General features: G+C 48.4%; 25 protein-coding genes and 1 tRNA gene. 25 read left to right on the top strand and 1 reads right to left on the bottom strand.

What is annotated here, in order from left to right; all coding sequences use genetic code 11:
- The first annotated feature begins 10 nt into the window (after positions 1-10).
- From ACTRXI_RS03880 to rsmI, 3 genes are read left to right on the top strand one after another with little or no spacing between them, the layout of a single operon-like run.
- Positions 11-751, top strand: coding sequence for a tRNA1(Val) (adenine(37)-N6)-methyltransferase (locus ACTRXI_RS03880; protein WP_474261174.1), 741 nt, complete (start codon positions 11-13; stop codon positions 749-751).
- The gene (locus ACTRXI_RS03875; RefSeq protein ID WP_474261172.1) at positions 738-1,016 is read left to right on the top strand and encodes a GIY-YIG nuclease family protein; all 279 of its coding nucleotides are present in this window, start codon (positions 738-740) and stop codon (positions 1,014-1,016) included. The genes ACTRXI_RS03880 and ACTRXI_RS03875 overlap by 14 nt, the downstream gene beginning before the upstream one ends.
- A complete protein-coding gene (rsmI, locus tag ACTRXI_RS03870; protein WP_474261171.1) occupies positions 991-1,860 on the top strand; it encodes a 16S rRNA (cytidine(1402)-2'-O)-methyltransferase in 870 nt (289 codons plus the stop codon). The genes ACTRXI_RS03875 and rsmI overlap by 26 nt, the downstream gene beginning before the upstream one ends.
- Before the next feature lie 41 nt (positions 1,861-1,901).
- Here rsmI and ACTRXI_RS03865 read toward each other — a convergent pair whose 3' ends face one another.
- Complete coding sequence (locus ACTRXI_RS03865) at positions 1,902-2,195, bottom strand: AbrB/MazE/SpoVT family DNA-binding domain-containing protein (RefSeq protein ID WP_022792877.1); 294 nt, start codon at positions 2,193-2,195, stop codon at positions 1,902-1,904.
- Positions 2,196-2,648: 453 nt separating this feature from the next.
- Here ACTRXI_RS03865 and ACTRXI_RS03860 point away from each other — a divergent pair, with 453 nt between their 5' ends.
- From ACTRXI_RS03860 to ACTRXI_RS03755, 22 genes are all read left to right on the top strand, one after another.
- Entirely contained in the window at positions 2,649-2,837 is a 189-nt protein-coding gene (locus ACTRXI_RS03860) for a hypothetical protein (RefSeq protein ID WP_474261170.1), read from the top strand.
- An 8-nt stretch (positions 2,838-2,845) separates the two neighbouring features.
- Entirely contained in the window at positions 2,846-4,837 is a 1,992-nt protein-coding gene (metG, locus tag ACTRXI_RS03855) for a methionine--tRNA ligase (RefSeq protein ID WP_474261390.1), read from the top strand.
- Positions 4,838-4,855: 18 nt separating this feature from the next.
- Positions 4,856-5,620: a TatD family hydrolase gene (locus ACTRXI_RS03850; protein ID WP_474261169.1), complete on the top strand. Its 765-nt coding sequence runs from the start codon at positions 4,856-4,858 to the stop codon at positions 5,618-5,620.
- Between the two features lie 88 nt (positions 5,621-5,708).
- Positions 5,709-6,275 carry a ribonuclease M5 gene (gene rnmV / locus ACTRXI_RS03845; protein WP_091615040.1) on the top strand — a complete coding sequence of 189 codons (567 nt, stop codon included), beginning with the start codon at positions 5,709-5,711 and terminating at the stop codon, positions 6,273-6,275.
- A complete protein-coding gene (gene rsmA, locus ACTRXI_RS03840; RefSeq protein WP_474261168.1) occupies positions 6,272-7,150 on the top strand; it encodes a 16S rRNA (adenine(1518)-N(6)/adenine(1519)-N(6))-dimethyltransferase RsmA in 879 nt (292 codons plus the stop codon). The genes rnmV and rsmA overlap by 4 nt, the downstream gene beginning before the upstream one ends.
- Positions 7,151-7,270: 120 nt before the next feature.
- Entirely contained in the window at positions 7,271-7,525 is a 255-nt protein-coding gene (locus ACTRXI_RS03835) for a Veg family protein (RefSeq protein WP_022792872.1), read from the top strand.
- Between the two features lie 251 nt (positions 7,526-7,776).
- Positions 7,777-8,640 carry a 4-(cytidine 5'-diphospho)-2-C-methyl-D-erythritol kinase gene (ispE, locus tag ACTRXI_RS03830; protein WP_027847189.1) on the top strand — a complete coding sequence of 288 codons (864 nt, stop codon included), beginning with the start codon at positions 7,777-7,779 and terminating at the stop codon, positions 8,638-8,640.
- A 59-nt stretch (positions 8,641-8,699) separates the two neighbouring features.
- Positions 8,700-9,542, top strand: coding sequence for a pur operon repressor (gene purR, locus ACTRXI_RS03825; protein ID WP_474261167.1), 843 nt, complete (start codon positions 8,700-8,702; stop codon positions 9,540-9,542).
- Positions 9,539-9,916 carry a RidA family protein gene (locus tag ACTRXI_RS03820; RefSeq protein WP_322525282.1) on the top strand — a complete coding sequence of 126 codons (378 nt, stop codon included), beginning with the start codon at positions 9,539-9,541 and terminating at the stop codon, positions 9,914-9,916. Before purR ends, ACTRXI_RS03820 begins: the two co-directional genes overlap by 4 nt.
- Before the next feature lie 341 nt (positions 9,917-10,257).
- Complete coding sequence (gene spoVG, locus ACTRXI_RS03815) at positions 10,258-10,554, top strand: septation regulator SpoVG (RefSeq protein ID WP_474261166.1); 297 nt, start codon at positions 10,258-10,260, stop codon at positions 10,552-10,554.
- Positions 10,555-10,739: 185 nt separating this feature from the next.
- The gene (gene glmU, locus ACTRXI_RS03810) at positions 10,740-12,128 is read left to right on the top strand and encodes a bifunctional UDP-N-acetylglucosamine diphosphorylase/glucosamine-1-phosphate N-acetyltransferase GlmU (protein WP_474261165.1); all 1,389 of its coding nucleotides are present in this window, start codon (positions 10,740-10,742) and stop codon (positions 12,126-12,128) included.
- A gap of 16 nt (positions 12,129-12,144) precedes the next feature.
- Positions 12,145-13,095, top strand: coding sequence for a ribose-phosphate diphosphokinase (locus ACTRXI_RS03805; protein WP_091615026.1), 951 nt, complete (start codon positions 12,145-12,147; stop codon positions 13,093-13,095).
- Positions 13,096-13,221: 126 nt separating this feature from the next.
- The gene (locus tag ACTRXI_RS03800; RefSeq protein WP_474261164.1) at positions 13,222-13,890 is read left to right on the top strand and encodes a 50S ribosomal protein L25/general stress protein Ctc; all 669 of its coding nucleotides are present in this window, start codon (positions 13,222-13,224) and stop codon (positions 13,888-13,890) included.
- 233 nt (positions 13,891-14,123) lie between these two features.
- On the top strand, positions 14,124-14,678 hold the full coding sequence (gene pth / locus ACTRXI_RS03795) for an aminoacyl-tRNA hydrolase (protein ID WP_474261163.1): 555 nt from the start codon (positions 14,124-14,126) through the stop codon (positions 14,676-14,678).
- Between the two features lie 82 nt (positions 14,679-14,760).
- Positions 14,761-18,300, top strand: coding sequence for a transcription-repair coupling factor (gene mfd, locus ACTRXI_RS03790; protein WP_474261162.1), 3,540 nt, complete (start codon positions 14,761-14,763; stop codon positions 18,298-18,300).
- Between the two features lie 25 nt (positions 18,301-18,325).
- Positions 18,326-19,888, top strand: a complete 1,563-nt coding sequence (locus ACTRXI_RS03785) for a putative polysaccharide biosynthesis protein (RefSeq protein ID WP_474261161.1) — start codon at positions 18,326-18,328, stop codon at positions 19,886-19,888.
- Positions 19,888-21,372, top strand: coding sequence for a bifunctional methyltransferase/pyrophosphohydrolase YabN (yabN, locus tag ACTRXI_RS03780; RefSeq protein ID WP_474261160.1), 1,485 nt, complete (start codon positions 19,888-19,890; stop codon positions 21,370-21,372). Before ACTRXI_RS03785 ends, yabN begins: the two co-directional genes overlap by 1 nt.
- A gap of 2 nt (positions 21,373-21,374) precedes the next feature.
- Positions 21,375-21,629, top strand: coding sequence for an RNA-binding S4 domain-containing protein (locus ACTRXI_RS03775; RefSeq protein WP_091615012.1), 255 nt, complete (start codon positions 21,375-21,377; stop codon positions 21,627-21,629).
- 221 nt (positions 21,630-21,850) lie between these two features.
- Positions 21,851-22,243, top strand: coding sequence for an FtsB family cell division protein (locus ACTRXI_RS03770; protein WP_474261159.1), 393 nt, complete (start codon positions 21,851-21,853; stop codon positions 22,241-22,243).
- A gap of 129 nt (positions 22,244-22,372) precedes the next feature.
- On the top strand, positions 22,373-22,810 hold the full coding sequence (locus ACTRXI_RS03765) for a S1 domain-containing RNA-binding protein (RefSeq protein WP_322525271.1): 438 nt from the start codon (positions 22,373-22,375) through the stop codon (positions 22,808-22,810).
- A gap of 147 nt (positions 22,811-22,957) precedes the next feature.
- A tRNA-Met gene (locus ACTRXI_RS03760) sits at positions 22,958-23,034 on the top strand.
- 166 nt (positions 23,035-23,200) lie between these two features.
- Positions 23,201-23,962 carry a threonine/serine exporter family protein gene (locus ACTRXI_RS03755; RefSeq protein ID WP_322525270.1) on the top strand — a complete coding sequence of 254 codons (762 nt, stop codon included), beginning with the start codon at positions 23,201-23,203 and terminating at the stop codon, positions 23,960-23,962.
- Positions 23,963-23,980: the final 18 nt, after the last annotated feature.

Here is a 23,980-nt window from a genome sequence, read left to right as displayed (position 1 = left end):
GGCCCAGGCAGTGAAAGAGGTATTACAGGCAGGAGAGAGAGTCGACTATACCCCTTCGAGGAAGCCTATTATTCAGCATGAAAATGCTTTTGCGTTTTCCATTGACTCGGTGCTGCTTGCGTACTTTTGCTCTGTGCCGAAAACTGTTGGGAAAATTATCGATCTTGGGACCGGCAACGGGATTATTCCTCTGTTATTAACAGAGCGGAGCCGCGTTCCTGTTACAGGTATAGAAAGACAGCCGGAGCTGTGTGATATGGCGTCCCGGACGATGACGATGAACGGAGCGGAAGGGCAGGTTACTGTTCAGCAGGAAGACGTACGGAAGGTTCGTTCCAGGTATCACGGGGATCAGTGGTCGCTGGTGACGTGCAATCCTCCTTATTTTGATACCGCCCGGGAGACAATGAAAAATAAGCAGGAAAAGCTGGCAAACGCACGCCACGAGGAGCACGGAAGTTTGGAAGAATTTGTCCGTTCCGCTGCATTTTTAGCCAAGCAGAAAGGAAAAGTGGCTATAGTTCTTCGTCCGGAAAGGCTTGCAGAGCTGTTTAGCTACTACCAGAAATACCGGATCGAGCCGAAGCGGATGCAGTTTGTGCATCCAAAGGCAGGGCGGGCGGCAAATATTGTGATGGTGGAGGGAATAAAAGCAGGCAGGCCCGGTTTGGAATGCCTTTCCCCGATTATTGTATATAAGGCGGACGGAGAGTATACAGAGGAGTTTCGGGCGTACTATGGAACAAAATAAACATGTTGTCTATATACTGCAATGTCGGGACGGGAGCCTCTACACCGGCTATACAAACAATCTGCAAAAGCGGCTGGAAGCCCACAATGCAGGCCGGGGGGCAAAATATACGAAGGGTAGGGGGCCTGTGCGGCTCGTTTATCATCAGAGGTTCCCTACAAAAAGAGAGGCGATGCGGGAGGAATACCGTATTAAGCAGCTTCCCCGCAGTCACAAACAACGGTTAATGAAGGAGGGGCATGATGACCCAGCAGTTCAGCTTTAAAGCTACTGAAAATACCGGCATGCTTTACCTAGTGCCAACACCGATCGGGAATTTAGAGGATATTACTTTTCGGGCTGTCCGCATACTTCAGGAAGCGGAATATATTCTGGCCGAAGATACGAGACAGACAAAAAAGCTTACCCAGCACTATCAAATAGATACGCCTTTAGAAAGCTATCACGAACATAACAAGCGTCAAAAACAGGAAAAAATTCTGCAGTGGCTCACAGAGGGAAAACAGGTGGCGATAGTAAGTGATGCAGGCACGCCGCTTGTATCTGATCCGGGGAATGAACTCGTGCAGGAATGCATTGCGCAGGGGATACCGGTAGTGCCGCTGCCGGGTGCAAGTGCTCTTCTGCCAGCTCTGACGGCTTCCGGACTCGGGGGCGGCGGCTTTTATTTTCATGGATTTCTGCCGCGCAAGAAAAAAGAGATACGAATGGTTCTGCAAAAGCTTCCTTCAGGAGTGCCAATTGTTTTGTATGAATCACCCTACCGCCTCCTCGGGACGATCCACTTTCTGCATGAAGAGTGGGGGGACGTGCCGGCGGTCGTGGCAAGAGAATTAACGAAAAAATATGAAGAGTTTGTCCGCGGCACCCTGCTTGAAGCAGCGGCTGCTTTTGAAGACAGAGACATTAAAGGGGAATGTGTATTAATTGTAGAAAAGCCTGTTTCGGATGAATCCGGAGAAGAGGAGCACGGGCCGATGGAGGAGGAAGTCCGGAAGTATGTGGAAGCGGGTGCATCGAGCAAAGAAGCGATTAAAAAAACTGCCCAGCGCCGAAATGTTAAAAAACAGGAAGTATATGCGGCTTACCACGGATTAAATAAATCATAAAAAAAGAGCCTTCCCCCGAAAGGAAAGGCTTTTTCGTGAACTTAAGCGTTCGATTTATGGTTTTGCACGTAATCCTGAAGATCTTTAATAATTGCTTCAGCGCCCTCAGGGGAAAGAATAATTTTACCATCGGCAAGAGATAAGTTGTCATCCGACACTTCTCCGGTTACCTGGCAGGTCATGTTTGGTTTGTATTTCTTCAATACAATGCGGTCATGATCCACATAAATTTCAAGAGCGTCTTTCTCTTGGATTTCAAGTGTGCGGCGGAGTTCAATCGGAATGACTACGCGCCCTAATTCGTCAACCTTACGTACGATACCTGTTGATTTCATTGGTAGGTCCTCCTTAAATTCAGCTTTATTCGTCAAAATTCGACATTTTCTATCTGTACGCTAACAATACCAATGTTTTCTAATACCGTCAACGAATTTGAATTATGATTTCTGTGAAATTTAACAAAAATTTCAATCATTTATACAGAAATAAATTCTTTTATACATCTATTTATATATTAATTTTAAACAAATTAGAACTTATTCAGCCCGATTATGTATAAAAAACCATAAAAATTTATAATAGGGAAATATTTACTTGGGCCAAACTAATTTTGTCGAATTGTCGAATGAAAATATTTTTGACGAAAAGGGAAAAAACAAATAGTATATTAGTGTAGAAAATATTGGCCCGACGAATGGATGAGTATCTACAGAAGCCGGCACAGAGAACCGGGAATGCTGAAAACCGGTGCGGCGGAACTAGAGAATATGGTCCGGGAGGGCGTCCGTGTGAGCTGTAACAGTAAAGACGGGCCGTCAGCGGCGTTAACGCTGAACTTCCGGGGGCCGGATGCGCCTGGAAATAAGCCGTTGTTTGTAAAAATAACGGAAATTTGGGTGGTACCACGTGAGCGCAGCTTTCGTCCCTTTGACGGACGGAGGCTTTTTTATATTGGAAAAGAATTTACACGCCTTTGAAGGAGGACATAAATATGCCAGAAGAAAAGAATACTTTTTATTTAACGACGCCGATTTATTATCCGAGTGGAAAGCTTCATATCGGACATGCGTATACGACAGTAGCCGGAGATGCTCTCGCCCGCTACAAGCGCCTGAGAGGCTACGATGTAAAGTACTTAACCGGAACTGATGAACACGGGCAGAAAATTGAAAGAAAAGCGGAGGAAAACGGGGTCAGTCCGCAGCAGTTCGTCGATGATGCAGCGCAGAACATTAAGCAGCTGTGGGACAAATTAAATATTACCTACGATGATTTTATCCGCACGACTGAAGACCGTCACCGCGATGCTGTACAGATCATCTTTGAAAAGCTGAAAGAAAACGGCGATATCTATCTGAGCGAATACGAAGGCTGGTATTCGGTGCCGGACGAAACCTTCTATACAGAAACCCAGCTCGAAGAGAAACAGTACGATGAAGCAGGCAACGTAACCGCCGGTATCAGTCCGGAAAGCGGCCACCCGGTAGAGAAGGTGCGGGAAAAATCGTATTTTTTCAAAATGAGCAAGTATGCGGACCGCCTGCTTCAGTTTTATGAAGATAACCCGGAATTTATCCAGCCGGAATCCCGTAAGAATGAAATGATTAATAACTTTATCAAACCGGGTCTCGGGGATTTGTCCATTTCAAGAACGACCTTTGAATGGGGCATTCCTGTCAAAAGCGACCCGGAGCATGTAGTGTATGTATGGATTGACGCATTGAGCAACTACATCACCTCGCTCGGCTACACGACAGAGCAAGACGAAGAATACCAAAAATACTGGCCGGCGGATGTGCATATTGTCGGCAAGGAAATCGTGCGTTTCCATACTATTTACTGGCCGATTATGCTGATGGCCCTCGATCTGCCGCTTCCGAAGAAAGTGTTCGGCCACGGATGGCTTTTGATGAAGGACGGAAAAATGTCGAAGTCCAAAGGCAATGTGGTGGACCCGATTCCGCTTGTTGACCGCTACGGTTTGGATGCTGTCCGCTACTATCTGCTCCGGGAGGTACCGTTTGGCTCCGACGGAGTGTTCACGCCGGAAGGATTTGTGGACCGGCTGAACTATGATCTCGCAAACGACCTGGGCAATCTTTTAAATCGTACCGTGGCAATGATTAACAAATATTTTGACGGCTCCATCCCGGCTTATGTGAAGGACGCGAGTCCGTATGATGCTTCGCTGCTTGAGCTGATAGAGGCAACCGTCACTAAGGTAGAAAATGCGGTTGAAGAGATGGAGTTTTCAGTGGCTCTGACAGCCATATGGCAGCTTATCAGCCGGACAAATAAATATATTGATGAAACGCAGCCGTGGATTCTTGCAAGAGATGAAAGCGAGCGGGAAGTTCTGGGCTCCGTGCTTTACCATCTGGCGGAATCTCTGCGGGTAATCAGTATACTGATTCAGCCGTTTATGACAGAAACGCCGAAGAGCATCTGGTCGCAGCTTGGTATAGAGAAAGAAATTACAGGCTGGGAAACGACAAAATCCTTCGCCCATATAAAAGAAGGCACCAGAGTAGCCGGTAAGGCCGTGCCTGTCTTCCCGCGTCTTCAGCAGGAGGACGAAGTGAAGTATATTATTGAGTCGATGGGTGGTACAGTGAAAGCGGAAGCAGAAGAGGAAGAGGAAACAGAAGAAAACGGGGAAATCACAATTGATGACTTTGGCAAAGTGGAGCTGAAGGTAGCGGAAATCATCGACGCAGAACCAGTCAAAAAGGCTAATAAGCTGCTTAAAATTCAGCTTGACGTAGGGGATGAGAAGCGTCAGGTCGTTTCCGGCATTGCAGAGCATTACACCCCGGAGGATTTAAAAGGCCGGAAGGTGATCTGTGTAACCAACCTGAAAGCGGTGAAGCTTCGGGGAGAATGGTCGGAAGGAATGATCCTGGCTGCTTCTAAAGGAAAAGAACTGACGCTTGCCACTATCGATCAGGCTCTTCCAAACGGATCGGTCGTGAATTAAAGAAAGGACGAGAATGTGATGCTTTTTGATACGCATGTTCATCTGAACGTAAAACAATTCGAAGGAGAAGTCGCAGAAACGATCGAACGGGCTAAAGAAGCCGGGGTCGATTACATGACGGTCGTCGGCTTTGACCGGGAGACGATTCCTAAAGCGATAGAACTGGCGGAAACGTACGATTTTATTTATGCAGCAGTCGGCTGGCATCCAGTCGACGCTGTTGACATGACCGATGAGGACCTGGAATGGCTTGAGGAACTCGCCGGCCATCCCCGGGTTGTAGCCCTCGGAGAAATGGGGCTCGATTATCACTGGGACAAATCCCCGAAGGATGTACAAAAAGAGGTATTCCGCCGGCAGATCCACCTGGCAAAGAAAGTGAACATGCCGATCATTATTCATGACCGCGAGGCCCATGATGATATTGTCGATCTGCTGGAGGAAGAAAATGCGGGAGAAGTCGGCGGTATTATGCACTGCTTTGGCGGCACTGCCGAAACCGCGAAGCGCTGTATGGATATGAATTTTTATATTTCCTTTGGCGGTCCGGTCACGTTCAAAAACGCAAAGCTTCCTAAGGAAGTAAGCAGGGAAATTCCGATGGATCGGCTGCTGGTGGAAACCGACTGTCCGTTTTTGGCCCCCCACCCATACCGGGGTAAGCGGAATGAACCTGCATACGTAAAGCTGGTAGCTGAAAAAATCGCAGAATTGAAAGAAATTCCGTATGAGGAATTGGCTGAACAGACGACAAAAAACGCTAAACAGCTTTTTCGTCTGTAAACGATGAACGGGCCCGCTCTTTCCATGAAAATGGAAAAGCGGGCTGTATCATAGCAAAAGACTAAATTGACTTAGAAGGAAGGTAACCGTGCGTATTTACGAATGTATCGTAGTGGAGGGCAAATCTGATACCGCAGCTGTCCGCAACGCGGTGGAGGCAGACACCATTGAAACAAACGGCTCGGCAGTAAGTGAGGAAGCGCTCCGCCGGATTGAACTGGCCAGGGAGCGGAGAGGGGTCATTATTTTAACTGATCCGGACGTTCCGGGCGAGAGAATCCGAAGGATAGTCAGCCGTCGCGTGCCGGGGTGCAAGCACGCTTTCTTAACAAAAGGTAAAGCCTTCGGGAGCCCGGGCCAGAGTCTGGGGGTGGAGCACGCTTCTGCGGAAACGATCCGTGAAGCCTTAAGGCACGTGCGCAGCGAAAAAGAGCATCCGGAAGTGACAGCAGCAGTGACAAGGCAAGACCTCCTGGAGCTTGGGCTGTTCGCCGGAAGCGGCTCTAGAGATAAACGCGCCCGCCTGGGGGAAATACTGAACATCGGCTATGCCAATGGAAAGCAGTTTTTGAAAAGGCTAGAGATGTTTCAAATCAGCCAGGCTGAATTTACCGCAGCATATGAACAATTATTGGAAGAGGAGGAGAAGGCGTGAAGGATATAGCAACCCCGGGGCGGACGAAGGATATACTGGAAAGACACGGATTTGCGTTTAAAAAAAGCCTGGGACAAAATTTCTTAATCGACGCAAACATATTAACGCGCATTGCCCAGGCAGCGGGCATAGAGCCGGAAGACGGGGTCATAGAGGTGGGTCCCGGCATTGGGGCCCTCACAGAGCATCTCGCAAAACAGGCCGGGCAGGTGGAGGCATTCGAAATCGACCAGCGCCTGCTTCCGATTCTTGAAGAAACGATGGCTCCTTATCCGCACGTCCGGGTGCACCACCGCGATATTCTGCAGGTGGACCTCGAGGCGTTTATTCATGAACACATGAGTGAGTGCCGAAGTGTATCCGTCGTAGGGAACCTTCCGTATTATGTTACCACTCCTATACTGATGGCAGTGCTTGAACAGAGGCTGCCGATTAAAAACATTGTGATCATGCTGCAAAAAGAAGTGGCAGAGCGAATGGCGGCCGTGCCCGGTACAAAAGCCTACGGATCCTTATCCATAGCGGTACAATATTTTGCGGAAGCAGAAAAGGTGATGACCGTTCCGAAAACCGTTTTTATTCCGCAGCCGAGAGTCGATTCACTGATTCTCCGCCTGAGAAAACGTTCTGCTCCGCCAGTGCATGTAGTGAACGAGGAATTCTTTTTCCGGCTGGTGCGCGCATCATTTGTACAGCGCAGAAAAACCCTCTGGAACAATTTGCTGAACCAGCTGGCCGGAGCGGAGGGCAAAGGCAGACTGCTGCAGGCGTTTGAGCAGACTGGCATCGATCCGGGAAGACGTGGTGAAACGCTTTCCATGGAGGAATTTGCTCTATTATCCAATGAACTTGCTCCTTTTTATCAAGAATTTTAAGACATTCGGAAAAAGAAGATTTAGTAATTGACATTCAAATTAAAGAATTGGTATAATGAAAAATTTTTGACAACTAACCCGGGTTATGTTAACATAATTTTTAGTGAGGTGGGTTAGACAATGGGAAAAACATTGGTGGAGATTAAAGAAGCGTTGGATTTAAAAGTAGGTAAACGAGTTACGGTAATTGCTAATGGCGGACGCAAGAAAACCGTCGAACGTTCCGGGTATTTAGAGGAAACATATCCTTCCGTCTTTATTGTCAAACTGGACAGAGCCCAGCATCCTGTCGAACGTCTTTCTTACAGCTATACAGATGTACTCACCCAGACAGTCAAACTGTATCTAACGGAAGAAGAAGAGCTTCAGGCTTAACTAACACATACGAATGCAGTCCCCGGACAGCATACAGGCTTTCTGCGCTAAGCGGAAAGCTTTTTTCATTTTTAAAGCCATGTTGAAGAAAGAACAGTAAAAGGCTGGCGAAAGCCCGATTTCCGAATTTACGTGCGCCTGCGGGAGTAAGGGAAGCTTTTCCTGCTGTACATGCTGCAGTTTTTCAACTAAAATGTTAGAAGGTTGAAAGTACGGTAAACGTGGAGGAAGATGAGAGAAGGAGAATGATGGTGAAGTTATCAAAAAAGGCTCCGGCGAAAATAAATCTGACGCTCGATGTTTTAGGTAAACGGGCAGATGGCTATCACGAAGTAAAAATGGTGATGGCCCAGGTGGATTTGGCTGATCGTCTGGAGTTTGAGCGAAGAAAAGATGGAAAAATTGTCGTGCAAATGTCAGAGGGCTTTCTTCCGGAAGACCATAGAAACCTGGCGTACCAGGCTGCAAAGCTGTTAAAGGATAAATACCGTATTGCTTATGGCGTGTCGATTTTCATACATAAAAACATCCCTGTCGCTGCCGGACTCGCCGGTGGCAGCAGTGATGCCGCAGCTACGCTGCGGGGGGTGAATGAGCTGTGGGAAATCGGCGCGGACATGGAGGAACTGGCAGAAATTGGGGCGCTGATCGGCTCGGACGTCTCCTTTTGCGTACACGGGGGAACGGCGATTGCTACCGGACGGGGAGAGCAGATTGAGCACATTGACCCGCCCCCGTCCTGTTGGGTAATTTTAGCTAAACCTCCTACAGGTGTTTCCACCGGGGAAATTTACCGCAGAATCGACGCGGCTAAAAAACGCCAGGAGATGACCCCGGCGATGGTGGAAGCGATTCGGAATAACAATTATGAACAGCTTTGCCGCTCTTTATCCAATACCCTTGAAGAAGTAACTCTGCCGCTTTATCCCGAAGTGGGGCAGATTAAAGCCCGCATGCTCGATTCCGGTGTGGATGCTGCACTGATGAGCGGCAGCGGTCCTACTGTTTTCGGACTGGTGGATAAGGAAAGCAAAGTAAGCCGTGTGTATAATGCGTTGCGTGGTTTCTGCTCCCAAGTGTACGCGGTTCGCCTGTTGAACAACCGAAACGCTTGATAAAATCCGTATGAAAATGGTATATTCTTGCTAAATATTCGGATTTTACGGAGGTAAGCATGAAAAAACTGAAACGAAGCGGCCGATTGGTTGATATGACCAATTTTTTACTGCAGCATCCACATGAACTTATCTCTCTTGGTTATTTTACGGAGAGGTATGATTCCGCCAAATCCTCGGTAAGTGAAGATTTGACTATCATTAAAGAAATTTTTGAAACCCAGGGTGTTGGTGCACTGCGTACGGTAGCAGGCGCGAGCGGCGGCGTGCGATATGTACCAAAAGTGGAAAAAAGCACCGCAGAATTGTTTGTCGGAGACCTGTGTGAAAAACTGGAAAACAAAGAACGGCTGCTGCCTGGAGGGTATTTATATATGATGGATATCCTTGGGCGTCCACGTACGATGAACGAAGTGGGGAAAATGTTTGCTTCTGTTTTTGCGGACAGGCAGATTGATGCCATTGTCACTGTGGCTATGAAAGGCATCCCGCTTGGACACGCGATTGGTACGTATCTTGACGTCCCTGTAAGTATTGTCCGAAGAGACCACCGGGTTACGGAAGGATCGACCGTGAGCATCAATTACGTGTCAGGTTCATCGAGACGCATTCAGACAATGTCCTTAGCGCGGAGGAGCCTGCCGGAAGGATCTAACGTCCTTGTAGTGGATGATTTCATGAAAGCAGGCGGTACGGTGAGCGGAATGATAGAGCTGCTGCAGGAGTTCCGAGCAAATGTGGCAGGCATCGGAGTGCTTGTGGAAGCTGAAGGCGCGGGAGAGCGTCTGGTGGATGATTACGTAAGCATCGCAAGAGTGGAAGAGGTAAACGAAAAGACAAAAAACATCCGTGTAGTTCCCGGTAATTTTCTAACAAAGCTCGAAAAGGAGAGATCACGATGAAGGAAGTATTTACTAAGCAGGCTCCAGAGGCTATTGGTCCGTATTCGCAGGGCATTAAGGTAAACAATGTATTTTACAGCTCCGGCCAGATTCCTTTAACGACGGCTGGTGAAGTTGTAAGCGGCGGAGTTGAAGAGCAGACGCACCAGGTTTTTCAGAATCTGCAGGCAGTACTTGCTGAAGCCGGTTCTTCGCTGAATCATGTTATTAAGGCAACCGTATTTATTAAAGATATGGATGAATTTCCGGTTATTAATGAAGTGTATGGTTCTTACTTTCAGGAGCATCAGCCGGCCCGTTCTTGTGTCGAAGTCGCCCGTCTCCCTAAGGATGTAAAAGTGGAAATTGAAGTTATTGCTTTACTGGCTTCATAAAAAACAGTGCTCTGTGCTGCCTTCGCGAATGGCAGCCGGGGTGCTGTTTTTTTGCGATATGGGTAGAAAAGAGCATAAAACAGGCCGATAAGAAGAATAACGGAGAGATTTTTAAAGACAGGACTTTTAGCTCGAGCAAAAAGATATGGTAACATACATGAAACATCGTTATACTGAATACATGTTTATATACTTTAAATCAAATATATCTGCAGACGATTTTTTGTCTGGGCAGGACTTTGCGGAATAATATAGAAATCAATAATCAGCCTCTTTACGCTTGATGCGAAAGAAGAGATACATATAGATGAGAGAGTTAATAAACCAAAGGTGGTGAAAACATGCAGGTAACAGATGTCAGGCTGCGCCGGGTAAATACTGATGGACGGATGAGAGCGATTGCTTCTATTACATTTGATGAAGAGTTTGTGGTCCATGATATTCGGGTCATTGATGGAAATAACGGTCTCTTTGTTGCTATGCCGAGTAAACGCACCCCTGATGGGGAATTCCGTGATATTGCCCATCCTATTTCGTCAGCAGCGAGAGAAAAGATCCAGTCCGCTGTATTGGCAGAATATGACGAGCAGGAACAGCAGCCCGCAGAAAAAAATTTTAACGAAGCCGGCGCTTCGTAACTTCATACGTACCAGGGCAGCGATAACGGTCTCGATGGGGCCGTTATTTATTTTTGGCTGTAAACGAAATCGGGTGGATAGGTAAACGTTCATTATGTAGAATAGGTAATAGTGTATTCTTGAAAACCTACAGCTTTTAAGATATTATTCTTAATGGACAAAAATGCGCATATGGAGGAACCTACATGAACAATCGCTATGCCGTTATTTTAGCTGCCGGAAAAGGCACCCGCATGAAATCCAGTCTCTATAAAGTACTTCATCCTGTCTGCGGAAAACCGATGGTGGAGCACGTAGTGGATGAGCTCGAAGACGCCGGTGTCGATCAATTGGTGACGGTGACCGGCCACGGGGCGGAAGCTGTCGAAGAGCATTTAAAAGAGCGTACTTCCTATGTTCTTCAGGAGGAACAGCTTGGCACGGCTCATGCTGTAATGCAGACAAGGCAGATGCTTGAGGGGAAAAAAGGAACAACTATCGTTGCGTGTGGAGATACTCCACTGATCCAGGGGAGCACGATGCAGGCGCTGATGGATCATCATGAACAAACGGAAGCAAAAGCAAGCATTTTAACAGCCGTAGCAGACGACCCCGCCGGGTACGGACGGGTCATCCGGGGAAGCAGCGGGGAAGTTGTCCGTATCGTTGAACATAAGGATGCAGACGAAACGGAAAAAAGCATCCGGGAAATTAATACGGGGACCTACTGCTTTGATAATGAAGCCTTGTTTCATGCCCTCAGCCAGGTGGATAACAACAACGTTCAGGGGGAATATTACCTTCCGGATGTTATTGGTATCCTTCAGGAACAGGGAGAAACCGTATCTGCCTGGACCACCCCGGACTTTTCTGAGACAATCGGGGTGAACGATCGTGTGGCTTTATCCCAGGCTGAAAAAGCCATGAAGCGCCGCATTAATGAACATTGGATGCGCCAGGGAGTAACTATCATTGATCCGGAGAATACTTATATCTCCAAGGAATCTGTGATCGGAGCTGATACAGTAATTGAGCCCGGGACAATTCTCCGCGGCAGTGTACATGTAGGAACCTCCTGCCAGCTAGGCCCGCATTCAGAAATCAGCAACGCAGTCATTGGCAGCGAAACAGTGGTCCGTCAATCGACAGTGACGGACAGCGAGGTAGGAAACTCCGTACAAATCGGCCCTTATGCCCACGTCCGGCCGGCTTCGTCAATCGGTGATGAAGCCAAAATCGGCAATTTTGTTGAAATCAAGAAAGCCTCCATCGGACAGGGAAGCAAAACGTCCCACCTCAGCTACATTGGAGATGCAGAGGTAGGAAAAAATGTGAATATCGGCTGCGGCTCCATTACTGTTAATTACGATGGTATGGGCAAGCATTTAACGAAAATCGAAGATAACGTATTTATTGGATGCAACTCCAATCTTGTAGCTCCGGTAAACGTTGGGAAAGGCGCTTACGTAGCAGCAGGTTCCACTATTACTTCGGATGTACCGGAGGATGCGCTTTCCATTGCACGGGCAAGGCAGACGAATAAAGAAAACTATGTAAGTGAAAAATTAAATGCAGATAAAAAGCAAAACAAGTGACGGAGGGAATTAAAAAATGTCCACGATGGATCGCTCCAATTTGAAAGTATTCACCCTGAACTCGAATCCAAGGCTCGCAGAGGAAATTGTTGAACAGATCGGTACAACAATGGGGCTCAGCTCTGTAAAACGATTCAGTGACGGCGAAGTGCAGATAAACATTGAAGAAAGTATCCGCGGCTGCGATGTCTTTTTGGTCCAGTCAACTTCAGACCCGGCCAATGAACATCTAATGGAGCTTTTGATTATGATCGATGCCATGAAGCGGGCTTCGGCAAAAACGATCAGCGTTGTCCTCCCCTATTACGGTTACGCACGTCAGGACCGTAAGGCCCGGGCGAGAGAGCCTATTACAGCCAAGCTGATTGCCAATCTGCTGGAGACAGCTGGAGCGACCAGAATTTTGAGCCTGGACCTGCACGCGACGCAAATTCAGGGATTCTTCGATATTCCGGTGGATCAGCTGCAGGGAGAGCCTATTTTGTCCCGTCACTTCAACGAAAAAGGCCTGGAAGATCTCGTTATTGTATCGCCTGACCACGGAGGCGTGGTGCGCGCACGCAGAATGGCAGACCGCTTAAAGGCTCCTATTGCGATTATTGATAAGCGCCGGCCGCGTCCAAACGTTTCAGAGGTTATGAATATCGTCGGTGACGTAAAAGGCAAAACGGCAATCATTATTGATGATATTATTGATACCGCCGGAACAATTACTCTCGCAGCGGATGCGTTAATCGAGTCGGGTGCAAACCATGTGTATGCGTGCTGCACCCATCCGGTACTTTCCGGCCCGGCAATAGAAAGAATCGAAAATTCCAGGATTGAAGAACTTGTCGTAACAAACTCCATCGTGCTCCCGGAAGAGAAAAATATCGATAAAGTAACACAGCTTTCCGTCGGCCCGCTTATGGCTAAAGCAATTATTAACGTCTTTGAGCAGACTTCGGTCAGCCGCTTGTTTAATTAATCTACAAGAAAATCAATGGTTTGAATAAGCCATTGATTTTTGATGTGGATTCTGGTATAATTCTGTCTCAAGTGGGCAAAATTACGCGAACACGTGAAAATAAAATTTAATTATGAGGTGAATACCATGGCTACGCAGTTAACTGCAGCTCGTCGTCCTGAAACAAAACAGTCAGTGACGAAAAAACTCCGCAGAGAGGGCACGATTCCAGCCGTTATTTATGGCAAGAAAACGGAAAGCCAGCCTATCTCTGTCGACAACGTTACATTCCTAAAAACGATCCGTGAAGCCGGGAAGAACGGCATCATTGATCTGACTATTGAAGGTGAAAACAAAAAGCACCAGGTCATCGTGCATGATATGCAGGTTGACTCCATCAAGGATTACTTTATCCATGTTGACTTCTTTGAAGTAGATATGACTTCCGAAATGGAAGCAGACGTTGCTGTAAGCCTCGAAGGCGAAGCGCCAGGGGAAAAAGACGGCGGCGTTGTCTCCCACATGATGTTCAATATTACTGTCAGCGCACTGCCTGCTGAAATTCCTGACAGCATCAGCGTGGACATTTCGACATTGAATGTCGGCGACTCCATTCAGGTAGCAGATCTTCCAGAAGGTTTGAACTACACGATTACGAGTGAGCCGGAAGAAACGATTGTTACTGTTCTTGTACCGGAAGAAGAGCCGGAAGAGCCAGGCGAAGAAGAAGCAGAAGAGCCTGAGCTTGTAGATGCGGATGAAGAATCCGAAGAAGGCGGTTCTGAAGAAGGCAGCAACGACAACAACAATTCATAATCACTGCACCAAAGCTGACGGAGGGCGTGCTGCCTTCCGTCATAAATAAAGATCGCAGGCGACTCTGTTTTACAGGCGCCCTGCGATCTTTATTTATGCTATGCTGTTAAGCTGAAATATCTTAAAATAAGACAAGCACTGTAATCGTTTTAAACGTCAAGAAGCAGTTTTTTTAGTACAATATGAAGAAGCAGCCTGAACATTATACGTACGAGGCAGAGCGGGGGACCAGCATGAAATTTATTGTCGGGTTAGGCAACCCGGGAAAAAAATATAAAAAGACACGTCATAACGTCGGATTTGAAGCTGTTGAAGAGCTCGCTTCCATGTGGAAGCTGTCATGGAAAAAGAGCAAGTGGAGGAGCGAAACTGCCGAAACAATGGCAGGGGGCGAAAAAGTGATACTGGTAAAGCCTTTGACTTATATGAATCTTTCGGGAGAAGCGGTAGGCCCGATGCTTGATTTTTATAAAGCGTCCCCGGAAGACGTTCTAGTTGTGTATGATGACCTGGATCTCGTTCCCGGCACGGTCCGCCTGCGTAAAAAAGGCGGGCACGGCGGCCATAACGGTATACGCTCGTTAATTGAACATCTGGGTACGAAGGAATTCAAGCGGCTCCGCATTGGCATTGGAAAGCCGGAGAAGGCGTCTGTGATCGACTATGTTCTCGGCACCTTTCCACCGGAAGAGAGAAAGCATATGGATGAGGCAGTCAAAAAGGCCGCAGCCTCGGCGGAAGCATGGAGCAGTAAATCATTTGATGAAGTGATGAACGAGTTTAATTAATAAAACGGGGTGGGACTGCCAGGTTCCGCTCCCCTTTTGCTTGATAAAAAAAAGAGATCGCCATAAACAGGGAGGAACGAGCATGAAGGGTTTACCATCGATATTGGCCTCCAATCCGGAGATCAGCGCAGTTATCAGCGACCTCCAGAACGGGGTTTCGGAGCAGCTGATTTCAGGGCTCAGCGGCTCGGCAAGAACGTTATTTATGACGCTTGCCCAGGAGAAGACGCAAAAGCCTCAGCTGGTAGTGACGCATACGTTGTATCAGGCGCAGAAGCTGTACGATGATTTGTTGGAATGGTCAGAAAAGGACGTATTAATTTATACGGTCAATGAGCTTATTTCTGCTGAAATTGCGGTAGCGAGCCCGGAAATGAGGTCGCAGCGGATTGAAGTGCTCGACCGTCTGGTCAGCGGCTTTGACGGAATTATTGTAAGCCCGGTGGCCGGGCTGCGCCGTCTGCTGCCTCCGCCTGCTGTCTGGGAAGCAGCCCAGTGGCCGCTGCATAACGGGGACGATCTTGATCTGGATGCGTTTCAGCAATTTCTCTATGCTTCCGGCTACCAGCGGGCCGATATGGTGGCGGCTCCCGGTGAATTCAGCATTCGTGGCGGTATTATTGACATTTACTCGCTTACAGCGGACAATCCGGTACGCCTGGAGCTGTTTGATACAGAAATTGATTCTCTTCGTTTGTTTAATCCGGAGGACCAGAGGACAATTGAACAGATTACTAAAGTGAATATTAGCCCGGCTCAGGAGACAATACTTTATCCGGAACAGTTTCAGCGCGCAGCCTCGCAGCTTGAGGAAAGCCTGGGCAAAACGCTGAAAACGGTCAAGGACGAGACCGTGAAACAGAAGGTGCAGGAGCGCCTGTCGGAAGAGCGGGAGCAGCTGCTGCAGCACGTACGTTTTCAAAGTCTGTACAAATATATGCAGTTTTTCTATGAAGAGCCGGCTACCCTGAGCAATTATTTTTCCCCGGAAACGGTCTTTTTTATCGATGAAGTGAGCCGGGTACAGGAAACAGCAGAACGGCTGGATGAAGAAGAGGCAGAATGGCGGACAAACATGGTGGAGCAGGGGGAGCTGCCGGTAGAGATGCAGCTTTCGGTGCCGTTCCATGCGCTTATGAAAAACATCGATTTTCCGAAGGTGCTTTTTTCTTTATTCACCCGCAGTTTATCCGAGTTTCACCCGCGCCGGGTGGCGAACGTCACGAGCAAGGCGATGCAGCAGTTCCACGGCCAGCTGCCGGTACTGAAAAATGAAATTGAACGCTGGCAGAACGGTGGATTTCGTATCGTTTTTGCCGCTGAGACCAAAGACCGGCTCGAACGGCTGCAGAGAATTCTCGATGATTACGGAGTAGAAGCAGAGCGCGCAGACAAGGATGGACCGTTTACGCCGGGACGGCCTGCTATTGTGCAGGGGCGGCTCGACAGCGGATTTGAACTGCCGTTGGAGAAGCTTGCCGTCATTACAGAGCAGGAGACGTTCACCAAGCAGGTGCGCCGCTCAAGACGCCGGGAAAAGCTGAACAATGCCGAACGTATCAAGAGCTATTCGGAGCTGCAGGTGGGAGACCTGGTGGTTCACGTGAACCACGGCATCGGGAAATACCTGGGGATGGAAACTCTGGACGTTGGAGGAGTGCACCAGGATTTCTTAAACGTGTCCTATGCGGGCAACGATAAACTGTATGTGCCGGTCGAACAGATTGACCAGGTTCAAAAGTATGTGGGGTCAGAAGAAAAGGATCCGAAAATCTATAAACTCGGCGGCAACGACTGGAAGCGTGTAAAACGCAAAGTACAGTCCTCTGTGGAAGACATCGCCGACGACCTGATCAAGCTGTATGCAGAACGGGAGGCTACGAAAGGGCACGCCTTTAACCGGTATGCGATGGAAGAGCAGGCGTTTGCTGCTACGTTCCCTTACCAGGAAACGGAGGATCAGATAAAAGCAATTGAAGAAATCCGTGAAGACATGGAGCGCGAACGTCCGATGGACCGCCTGTTGTGTGGGGATGTCGGCTACGGAAAAACAGAGGTGGCAATACGGGCAGCGTTCAAGGCAGTAATGGACGGCAAGCAGGTGGCCATTTTGGTGCCGACAACGATTTTGGCCCAGCAGCATTTCGATACGCTCACAGAGCGTTTTGCCGACCAGCCGATCAACATCGGCTTAATGAGCCGCTTCCGGACGAAAAAACAGCAGAACGAAACGACCCGGGGACTGAAGGCAGGAAGCGTCGATATTGTGATCGGCACGCACCGTGTGCTTTCCAAGGACGTACAGTTTCATGATTTAGGTCTGCTGATTGTCGACGAAGAACAGCGGTTTGGAGTTACTCATAAAGAGAAAATCAAACGGCTTAAGGCAAACATTGACGTGTTAACGCTGACGGCGACGCCGATTCCAAGAACGCTGCATATGTCGATGCTCGGTGTTCGTGATCTTTCAGTTATTGAGACCCCGCCGGAAAATCGTTTTCCGGTACAGACGTATGTGATGGAATACAATCCGACGCTCGTTAAAGAAGCCATAGAACGTGAAATCAGCCGTGGCGGCCAGGTGTACTTTATGCATAACCGGGTGGATAATATCAGCCGGATGGCTGACCAGATTTCGATGCTTGTGCCGGAAGCAGAGGTCGCCTACGCTCACGGACAGATGAACGAGCAGGAGCTTGAATCAGTCATGGTGGAGTTTTTAGAGGGCAACAAGGATGTACTGGTCACAACAACGATTATAGAAACAGGAGTCGATATCCCGAACGTGAATACGCTTATTATTAACAATGCTGACCGGATGGGACTTTCTCAGCTGTATCAGATCCGCGGCCGGGTCGGCAGGTCCAATCGCGTAGCGTATTCGTATTTCACGTACCAGCGCGACAAAGTGCTTTCTGAGGTTGCGGAAAAGCGGCTGCAGGCGATCAAGGAATTTACGGAGCTCGGCTCGGGCTTTAAGATTGCCATGAGAGATCTTTCCATCCGCGGCACGGGTAATCTGCTCGGTGCAGAGCAGCATGGCTACATTGAATCCGTTGGCTTTGATTTGTACTCACAGATGCTTAAAGAAGCTATTGAAGAACGTAAGGGAGATAAGCCGAAGCAGCAGGAGCCGGAGATGGAGATGAATATGAAAGCAGATGCCTACATCCCTGACTTTTATATTGACGACTCCAAGCAGAAAATAGAGATGTATAAACGCTTCCGGGGGCTTGAGACACTTGAGGATATGGAAGATCTGCAGAGTGAGATGATCGACCGCTTCGGGGAATACCCGGTGGAAGTGGAAAAGCTGTTTATTCTCAGTAATATTCGTCTGCGCGCGGAAGCTTCCGGAGTGGAGTCGGTTTCCCAGGAGGCTAACAAAACCATTATTCTAGTGGGTGAAAAAGCAAGCAGTGAAGCAGATGGTGCTTCGCTGTTCGGACTTGTAAATGATCTGGGACGTCATATAGGTATCGGGACCAGCGGGAAAAAGATTCAGATATCAGTGCAGCACCAGCGGCTCGAAGAAATGAAAATACTCACTTCTGTGCAGGCGGTCGTAAAAGGGGTACAGGAAGCAAAAAAAGAGCCGGAAGAAACAACGTCCACGAAATAGAGCGGGCGGATGGAAGGGACCGAAGATGACAAATGACAAACGCTCTTTCGCGCGTTTACTAAAAAGCGTTTCCCTGCTGACAGCAGCTGCCCTGATAGGAAAAGTATTCAGCGCTGTTTACCGGATTCCATACCAGAATATGACCGGGGATATTGGGTATTATGTTTACCAGCAGGTGTACCCGTTCTACGGTATAGCGATGATTCTTGCTCTTTACGGATTTCCGGCTGTACTGGCTGGTGAAATGATACAGCAGAAAAAAGCATCCGACCGGCTTGAAACGATGAAAGCGGCTGGAGTGGTGCTGATATCTGCAGGAGTATCGGCTTTTGTGCTTCTGTTTCTTTTTGCGCCCGTGGTGGCTGGATTCATGGGAGATGAACAGCTTACGCCGGTACTTCGTATGACTTCATTCGTCTTTCTCCTCGTTCCTGTACTTTCGCTTGGACGCGGATATTACCAGGGGAGAGGGAAAATGGAGCCGACAGCTTTATCGCATGTAGTAGAGCAGGTGTGCCGGGTAACCTTTATTTTGTTGTCTGCCTGGGCAGCAGTATCGGCTGGGCAGGGGGTATATAACGTAGGTGCCGGAGCTATGGGAGCTTCCATAGCAGGCGCCGGTGTTGGGGCTTTGATTCTGCTGCTTCTCTGGTGGTTTCAGCATCGTCGCAAACCCCTGCCTTTTCTTTTTCGGCAAGCCGGAAACGAGTATAAAACAATGGTGAAAAAACTGCTTATCCCGGGAGTAGTTGCCTGTCTCGGTGCAATGGTGTTTTTATTTTATCAATGGATAGATGCGTTTACTGTAGTCCCCGGCCTTGAGGCTTACGGTGTTTCCGGACAGGATGCAAAAGAAACGAAGGGTGTTCTGGACCGGGCACAGCCGCTTCTCCAGTTCGGCACGGTAGTATCTACGGCGCTCGCAGCAGCTGTACTCCCTTCGTTGCGCGGACAGGAAGGAGTTTTCCTCGGTGGGCTTGCTCTTCGGATCAGTCTGGTTATCGGCGGAGCGGCGGCTGTAGGCCTTTATACAGTAGCTGACTTTGTGAATGTGATGCTGTTTGAAAACAGCAGGGGAACAGAGCTTATGGCTGCGCTCGCTATTTCACTTCTGTTTAGCGGATGGATTGTAACTGCGAACGCGATTCTCCAGGGGGGAGGCTATGTCCGGATAGCTGCCGGATCAATAGTGGCTGGAGGAATCATAAAGCTCGTCGGAAATATAGTGCTTATACCGTCCTTTGGCGCAGTTGGTGCAGCTGCGGCAACGATCGGCGGCCTTGCTGTTACGAGCCTTCTGCAGGGAGCGCTTCTGCAGAAGTACCGGCTGATTTCCTGGCCTTCCCCCAGGTGGTGCGTCTGCTGGGTGACTCTTTTAGTCCTGCTTGGCGCTGGACTGTGGATGCTGCAGCTGCCTGCCGCCAGCGTAGACGCACGGACGGTCGCTGGCATGTGGGCCCTGGGTCTGGCCGGGGCCGGCGTGGCATTGTGCCTTGCTCTTGTCAAAGGCTTAAAACTTTTCGAACGCCAGGAGTGGAACATATTTTCCGCAGGCGGAAATAAGAATGAAAAGAGGGGGACTTCCTAATGAATAATGCAGACACGCGACCAGTTATTACCGTTTTAGGGCTCGGAGCAGGAGATGCCGGGCAGCTCCCCCTGGACGTTTACCGTCGTCTCCGCGCAGCTTCCTCTCTGTATTTACGTACCAGGGAGCACCCGGTAGTCAGAGAGCTTCAGGAAGAGCTGCCGGCGCATAAAACCTTTGACCAGGTCTACGAACAGACAGATTCGTTTGAAGAGGCATACGGAATAATGACGGAAGAGCTGCTTATGGCTTCCAAAGCTTCCGGGGAAATTTGTTACGCAGTCCCGGGTCATCCGCTAGTGGCAGAAATGGTGGTGCAGCACCTGCTTGAAGCAGAAAAGGCCGAAAAATGCCGGGTGGACATCGTGGGCGGACAAAGCTTTTTAGACCCTGTCTTTGCATCCCTGCGGCTGGATCCGAGTGAAGGCTTCCAGCTGCTGGATGCGACGGCGCTGAAAAGAGAAGACGTGCAGACCTCCACCCATTTGCTGCTCACCCAGGTGTACGATCGTATGACAGCTTCAGAGGTGAAGCTGACGCTGATGGAGCTGTATCCGGAAGAGCACACCGTACACATGATTTCCGGAGCGGGAACCGGAACAGAACTGCTTCAGAAGCTGCCGCTGTACGAGCTTGACCGCGAAGATTTTGTCGATAATCTAATGTCCGTTTACGTGCCGCCGCTGCCGTTTTCGGCCCGGTTCGGAGACTGGGACAAATTGCGCAGCATTATCGCCTCTCTCCGGGCTCCGGACGGGTGCCCATGGGACAAGAAACAAACGCACCAATCGCTGAAAAAATACCTGCTCGAAGAAACCTATGAAGTATTAAGTGCCATCGATGCTGAAGACGATGACAACCTGCAGGAAGAGCTGGGGGACATTTTGCTTCAGGTGATGCTTCATGCTCAAATTGGGGAAGAAGAAGGCTTTTTCACCATTGATGATGTGGTGGAATCAGTAACGGAAAAAATGATCCGCCGGCATCCGCACGTGTTTGCAGAGTCAGCGGCGGCTACCCCGGAAGAAGTGAACACGCAGTGGGAACAGATTAAAAAAGCTGAAAAAAGCAAAGATGGCGAAGAAGATTCTGTACTGGCGGATATTCCGCAGGCAATGCCGGCACTAATGAGAGCCTACGAAATTCAGAAAAAGGCAGCAAAGGCCGGGTTCGACTGGGGCGATGATGCTCCGATGTGGGACAAGCTCCACGAAGAAATAGACGAATGGAAAGCGGAGCTTCGTGCAGAAAACGAACAAAACAGCTCAAAGGAATTTGGGGATATTTTATTTGTGCTCGTTAATCTTGCCCGGTTCTTTCGCGTACATCCGGAGGAAGCGCTCGAACAGACGAACCAGAAGTTTTTCCGTCGTTTTGCCTACATTGAACAGAAAATGAATGAAGAAAACCGGCACTGGAAGGAAGAAAACTTTCTGCAGACAGCGGAAGCATGGTGGCAGGAAGCGAAGAAGGAGGAACGGTAACGGTGAGAATAGATAAGTTTTTAAAGGTGTCCCGGCTGATTAAGCGAAGAACTCTTGCAAAGGAAGTAGCTGCCCAGGGACGCATTACGGTAAACGGTAATCAGGCGAAGGCCGGAACGGAAGTAAAGCCTGGGGATGAAATCATCGTACGTTTTGCTTCGAAGACATTAAAATTAAGAGTGGAAGCTATTAAAGATACAACGAAAAAAGATGAAGCAGAATCGATGTATACACTGATGGAAGAAGAAAGCAAATAATACGAACGGCCGTTCCTTTTTGGGGCGGCTTTATTATTTAGTATGGAAGAAAACCTGCGAAAACAGAAAAAATAAAGCGAAAAACTGTAATAAAGAGGAAAAACCGTGTTGAAACTCTTTCGCTGCTCCGTTATGATTAACATAACTAAAATCGTAAACGGTTTATAAAGCGCTTGTTTTACAACAAAGCTTGCAGAGACAAGCGAAGGAGGAGCTCTTGATTGATTGAAGAAAAGAAAAAAGTAACAAACATTCATAGACCGCACTCCCACCAGCAGACACAAACAGATGCCCGTAAAGAAGCCTCAGTACAGAAGCAGCGCCGTGGATTGAAAAAAAGAATGACTGCTTTAACCGTTGTTACTGCCTTTGTCGTCATATTAATGGGAATTACTTTGTTCTCACAGTGGCAAACCATTGCAGCCAATAATGAGGAGCAGCATCAGATGGAAGAGCAGATGGCGAACCTTGAGGATAAAGAAGCGGATTTAAATCAGCAGGTGGAGGATTACAACGACCTTGATTACATAGCAGAAGTCGCCCGGGAAGAGTATTATTTAACTAAAGAAGGGGAAACGCTTTATAAACTTCCGGAAAGCGATTCATCTAATTGACATTGTTTTTTGGCTTCGAGTATAATTACTTGGACACAGAGAAATTGAAAACGTAAGGCGTTTCTCTTTCTTTTGCACTAATCTCTTTTTATATTTCATATAGGATCCATAAGGAGGAGCATTTTTTAGATGGCAATTGAAGTGGGCAGCAAGATACAGGGCAAGGTTACCGGCATTACGAAGTTTGGCGCTTTTGTAGAAGTGGAGCCGGGAAAAACAGGTCTCGTTCACATTAGTGAAGTCGCGGATAAATACGTGGAAAACATCAGTGATTTTCTGTCCGTCGGGGATGAAGTGACAGTAAAGGTGATGAAGGTAGAGGATGATGGAAAAATCGGACTCTCCATCCGTAAGGCGCAGGACCGTCCTCAGGAAGAACGCCCGAAAAGCAGCGGCAGCGGTCGCCCAAAAAGCGGGGGAGACCGGCCACGTGGAGGATCGAAGCCTCCGCAGCAGCGTCCGGCAAGCTTTGAAGACAAAATGAGCAGCTTCATGAAAGACAGTGAAGAACGCCTGGCCACTATCCGTAAGCAAACTGAAAAACGAGGAAAAAAATCCCGCAAGTAATGCCGAAAGCTTCCAACCCTGGAGAGAGCCTGCCAACGCACGGCAGGCTCTCTTTGTTTGGGGAAATGCTTCAGCAGAAATTAATTTCATAGCGCATATTGACTTTTAATACAAAAACAATTTATAATCGTGAATGTCGCAATAAATGGCGGCGTAGCTCAGCTGGCTAGAGCGTACGGTTCATACCCGTAAGGTCGGGGGTTCGATCCCCTCCGCCGCTACCAAATTATAACTTGAATGCTTCCACTGCCAATTGGGCAGTGGTTTTATTTTGTTCCAGATAATTAAAGCGGTTTCACTGCTGAAAACTACTTTTGTTCCGCTGGCGAGTATTCTATACTTTAAGCGAAAGCACATTTACATATTAATTGAGGAAGGGCGGGGAGGCACGTGGAAAAAGCAGATGACATTATGGCTATGTGTCTGCATGCCGGACAGCTTATGCTCCGCTACGGTTCAGAAACGTTTCGGATAGAGGACACAATGCGGAGAATGGGCCGGGCTGCCGGAATGGAGCAGGTGAATACATTTGTGACGACAACAGCTATCTTTTTGTCGTTTAAATCGCCTGTAGACCAGCGTGATCATATACAGATGCTCCGAATTGAGGAGCGTTACCAGGATTTGAGCAAAGTGACCTCAGTCAACCAGCTGTCGAGGGAATACGTGAGTGGTCTTCTTACTTCAAGGGAAGTAAAGAAGCAGTTAAAAGAAATCGAAGAATCACCGATGAATTATCCTGTATGGTTCATTTACCTGGCTTCCGGTATTGGCGGGGGCGCTTTTTCTTATTTGATCGGCTCGAGCATTATGGATATGCTGCCGGCCGCACTTGGCGGACTCGTGACAGCGGTAGCGCTCGTACGCTACCAAATGAGGCTGAAAGTGAAGTTTTTCTCGGAGTTTCTGGCCTCATTCACGGGTGCTTTAATAGCCATGCTGATGGTGCAGATGGGACTTGTAATGAATACCAACCAGGTAATTATCGGCACGATTATTCCTCTTGTACCAGGTGTGCCGCTGACGAACGCGGTGCGTGATTTAATGTCGGGAGATCTGGTGGCAGGAGTAGCAAGGGGCGCCGAAGCGGCTGTCTCAAGCATGTCTATAGCAGGCGGTGTGGCAGTAGCACTCACAATTTTTTTCGTATAGACTGAGGAAAAGAGGGAA

It is taken from the genome of Marinococcus sp. LNHM4E3-1, assembly GCF_056034405.1.
This window is presented reverse-complemented; position numbering and strand designations above follow the sequence as displayed.

What these genes read in the sequence shown, in the direction of transcription:
- ACTRXI_RS03800 (WP_474261164.1), top strand. Translation starts at nt 13,222, where the DNA reads ATGGCTACGCAGTTAACTGCAGCTCGTCGTCCTGAAACAAAACAGTCA.
- glmU (WP_474261165.1), top strand. Translation starts at nt 10,740, where the DNA reads ATGAACAATCGCTATGCCGTTATTTTAGCTGCCGGAAAAGGCACCCGC.
- ACTRXI_RS03865 (WP_022792877.1), bottom strand. Translation starts at nt 2,195, where the DNA reads ATGAAATCAACAGGTATCGTACGTAAGGTTGACGAATTAGGGCGCGTA.
- ACTRXI_RS03785 (WP_474261161.1), top strand. Translation starts at nt 18,326, where the DNA reads ATGACAAATGACAAACGCTCTTTCGCGCGTTTACTAAAAAGCGTTTCC.
- spoVG (WP_474261166.1), top strand. Translation starts at nt 10,258, where the DNA reads ATGCAGGTAACAGATGTCAGGCTGCGCCGGGTAAATACTGATGGACGG.
- yabN (WP_474261160.1), top strand. Translation starts at nt 19,888, where the DNA reads ATGAATAATGCAGACACGCGACCAGTTATTACCGTTTTAGGGCTCGGA.
- ACTRXI_RS03765 (WP_322525271.1), top strand. Translation starts at nt 22,373, where the DNA reads ATGGCAATTGAAGTGGGCAGCAAGATACAGGGCAAGGTTACCGGCATT.
- ACTRXI_RS03805 (WP_091615026.1), top strand. Translation starts at nt 12,145, where the DNA reads ATGTCCACGATGGATCGCTCCAATTTGAAAGTATTCACCCTGAACTCG.
- mfd (WP_474261162.1), top strand. Translation starts at nt 14,761, where the DNA reads ATGAAGGGTTTACCATCGATATTGGCCTCCAATCCGGAGATCAGCGCA.
- ACTRXI_RS03835 (WP_022792872.1), top strand. Translation starts at nt 7,271, where the DNA reads ATGGGAAAAACATTGGTGGAGATTAAAGAAGCGTTGGATTTAAAAGTA.
- ACTRXI_RS03875 (WP_474261172.1), top strand. Translation starts at nt 738, where the DNA reads ATGGAACAAAATAAACATGTTGTCTATATACTGCAATGTCGGGACGGG.
- ACTRXI_RS03850 (WP_474261169.1), top strand. Translation starts at nt 4,856, where the DNA reads ATGCTTTTTGATACGCATGTTCATCTGAACGTAAAACAATTCGAAGGA.
- purR (WP_474261167.1), top strand. Translation starts at nt 8,700, where the DNA reads ATGAAAAAACTGAAACGAAGCGGCCGATTGGTTGATATGACCAATTTT.
- rsmI (WP_474261171.1), top strand. Translation starts at nt 991, where the DNA reads ATGATGACCCAGCAGTTCAGCTTTAAAGCTACTGAAAATACCGGCATG.
- pth (WP_474261163.1), top strand. Translation starts at nt 14,124, where the DNA reads ATGAAATTTATTGTCGGGTTAGGCAACCCGGGAAAAAAATATAAAAAG.
- ACTRXI_RS03820 (WP_322525282.1), top strand. Translation starts at nt 9,539, where the DNA reads ATGAAGGAAGTATTTACTAAGCAGGCTCCAGAGGCTATTGGTCCGTAT.